This window comes from Synechococcus sp. R6-10, from assembly GCF_047461815.1.
Classification (GTDB): Bacteria; Cyanobacteriota; Cyanobacteriia; order Thermostichales; family Thermostichaceae; genus Thermostichus.
This window is the reverse complement of the sequence record NZ_JANSHW010000303.1, coordinates 1-3117: the sequence shown is the minus strand read 5'-3', so window position 1 is coordinate 3117 and position 3117 is coordinate 1. Positions and strand designations below refer to the sequence as shown.

General features: G+C 62.2%; 1 protein-coding gene and 1 pseudogene. Both read right to left on the bottom strand.

Going from position 1 to position 3117, the window contains the following annotated elements; genetic code table 11:
• A pseudogene (locus NW837_RS09150) lies at nucleotides 1–202 on the bottom strand (hypothetical protein); the annotation flags it as partial.
• Nucleotides 203–343: 141 nt separating this feature from the next.
• Nucleotides 344–3117 (bottom strand): GNAT family N-acetyltransferase (locus NW837_RS09145; protein ID WP_414330868.1); only part of this gene is annotated, 2774 nt, incomplete at its 5' end.

Sequence of the window (3117 nt, the reverse complement as noted above, 5' to 3'; positions counted from 1 at the left end):
GAACGATTTTCCGGTAAGCGTCTCGAGTTACCGCAAAGGAGGCCAGGAGAATCGCTACTTCCTCTCTGGATCCCCCTGAGCCCATACCGCTGACACAACCACTGAGGCCAAGAAGAAGGCCAAAAATTAGGGATCCCATCCCCAGCCACCGCCCCATGCTCACCGGCAGCCTGCGGATCCCGCCTGTCTTTGTAACCTCCATAGCCGTCCTCAAAACCTCGGGCCGCCCTCGCCCCCAGCCTCTCTCCGACAGAGGGGCTCCGCTTGCTGTAGGCGGAAGGAGCAGGCCCTTGTTCCTATTCTACGGTAAGCCGGTCGGCAAACCGTTTTTATTTAAGGATCCCTAGGCAGGACAGGGGGTGGGGATCGCCGCATCGACAGCGAGATCCAGCGTGGCCTTGAGAATGCCAGGATCCTCTGGAGAAGGGCGCAACTGGAACCCCAGCCGCTGACACAGGCGGCGCATGGCCTCGTTTTCGCAAAGAACCTCGCCGGTGAGGTGCTGGATCCCTTCGCAGCGGGCCACCTGAATGAGGCGGGTCAACAGCTCTGTGCCAATCCCTTGCCGTTGGTAGGGATCCGCCACCAGCATGGCAAACTCTGCTTCTTGGGGAAAGCCATGTTTTCTGGAGAGGCGGCTGATGCCGAGGATTAAGGACTTCGTCCCGCTGACGCGATTGGCCTCTGGCTCCTGTTTTTCTGCTACTAAGGCAATCTCGCGGTCGTAATCGTTAAAGCAAATGCGGGTAAGGCGCTCGTGGGCGATGCGGGCGCTGTATTTGATCGGGTGGAAGTAGCGCAGATAGACGCTGTAATCAGAGACGTGGCGGTGAAAATCGATCACCAAAGGCTCGTCTTCAGGGCGAATGGGGCGAATGGTGATGCCGTCCCGGAAGCTCCAGATGTACTGGGTGGGATAGGGGCGGATGGCCAAGGGCACCTGGGGATCCTGCTCGGTTCGCAAAATGACGCGGGCATCCAAAGCCAGCAGGCCCTCGCTGGAAACCAGCAGCGGATTGATGTCGATCTCTTTGATCTCCCGCTGCTCGGCCACCAGTTGGCTAAAGCGCACCAAGAGCTGTTCCAGGGCCTCCAGATCGACAGCTGGGCGTCCGCGTACCCCCCTGAGGGCCTTGTAGATGAGGGTGTTTTCCATCAGGCGCCGCGCCAAGGTGGTGTTGAGGGGGGGAAGGCCAATGGAGCGATCCTGAAACACCTCCACCAGTTGTCCGCCACTGCCAAACAGCAACACCGGCCCAAACTGGGGATCCTGGCTGCTCCCCAGGATCAGCTCATAGCCATCCGTGTCCACCATCGGCTGCACCGTGACCCCCTGGAAGTGCTCCGGCCCCGCTTTCTCGCTGACGTTGCGGAGGATTTGCCCGAAGGCCCGGCGCACCGCCTCAGCATCGGGCAGGTTGAGCTGCACGCCGCCCACATCGGTTTTGTGGGTGAGGGTGTGGGAGTAGAGCTTCACCACCACTGGGTAACCCATGGCCTCGGCAGCTTCCACTGCTGCTTCGGGGCTCTCGGCCACCCGCGTCGGCACCACCGGGATCCCGTAGGCGGCCAGGATTTCCTTAGATTCGACCTCCGTGAGAAGCGTGCGGCCTTCCCGCCTCGCCTGGGCAAGGGTTTGCTGCACTTTTTCCTGCTCCACTGGCCTGGTGGGAGCCAGGGTGGGGGTTTCGTAGAGGGCCTTGAGGTTGTAGCTAAATCGCCACAAATAGCCGAACACCCGCGCCGCTTGATCCGGGTAGCGGTAGGTGGGGATCCCGGCTTGGTTGAGGATGTGCTCGCCCGCATCCACGCCAGCTCCCCCCATCCAACTGGCCAGGATAGGCTGCCGGGATCCACTGCGCCGCCAGGTCTCCACCACTTTCTCGGCAGTGGCCGTGGGATCCGTCATGGCTTGGGGGGTGAGGATGACCAGGCAACCCTGGCTGCCGGGATCCCGCAACACCACTTCCAAAACTTGGGCAAAGCGCTCCGGATCTGCGTCCCCCAAAATATCAATGGGATTGCCGTGGCTCCAGTGGGGGGGCAAGAGCTGGTTAAGCTGCTCCAGGGTTTGGGGGGAGAGCTGGGCCAGGGATCCCCCGGCGCGGATGAGGGCATCGGTGGCCAGCACCCCTGGCCCGCCGGCATTGGTGAGGATGGTCAGGTGAGGGCCCTGAGGACGGGGCTGTTTGGCCAGCACCTCCGCCAGGTCGAAGAGATCTTCAATGTGATCCACCCGCAGCACGCCGCAACGGCGGAAGGCCGCATCCAACACTGCGTCGCTGCCGGTGAGGGAGCCCGTGTGGGAAGCGGCTGCTTGGGCTGCCGCCTGGGTGCGCCCCGCCTTGATGACAATGATGGGCTTGCTCAGGGCCACCTCTCGGGCCGCGGACAGAAAAGAGCGGGCATCCCCGATGGATTCCATGTACAAGACAATGCTGTGGGTATGGGGATCCTCGCCCAAGTAGTCGATTAAGTCTCCCCAGCCCACATCCAGCATGGATCCCAGAGAGATAAAGGCGCTGAAGCCCACATTTTCCTGCAGGCTCCAGTCCAGGATCGAGGTGCACAGGGCCCCACTTTGGCTGATGAAGCCCACATTGCCGGGCCGGGCCATCTGGGCAGCAAAGGTGGCGTTTAAGCCCGTGTGGGGGTTTTGGATCCCCAGGCAGTTGGGGCCAATCAAGCGCAGCTTCCCAAGGACTCCGTCCCGCTGACGCGATTGGATAGTCTGCTGAATTTGCTTCTCCAGCTCCCAGCCAGCAGGGCCCGTTTCCTTGAAGCCTGCTGAAAGAACAATGGCGCCCTTGACCCCGGCTTCTACGCACTCCTGCACCACCTTGGGCACCCCCGCTGCCGGAATGGCGATAATGGCCAGATCCACCGGCTCCGGCAGAGCGGACAGCCGCTCGTAGGCCCGGATCCCCAACACCTGGTGCCGCTTGGGATTGACCGGGTAAACCGTGCCGCCAAAGGGGTGGCTAATGAGGTTCCACAACACCGTCCGCCCCACGCTGCCCTCCCGCTCCGTGGCCCCCACCACCGCCACCGAACGGGGCAGAAAAATGGGATTCAGGGGATGGGATCGGGCCCTCCAGATATCCACACTGGGATCCA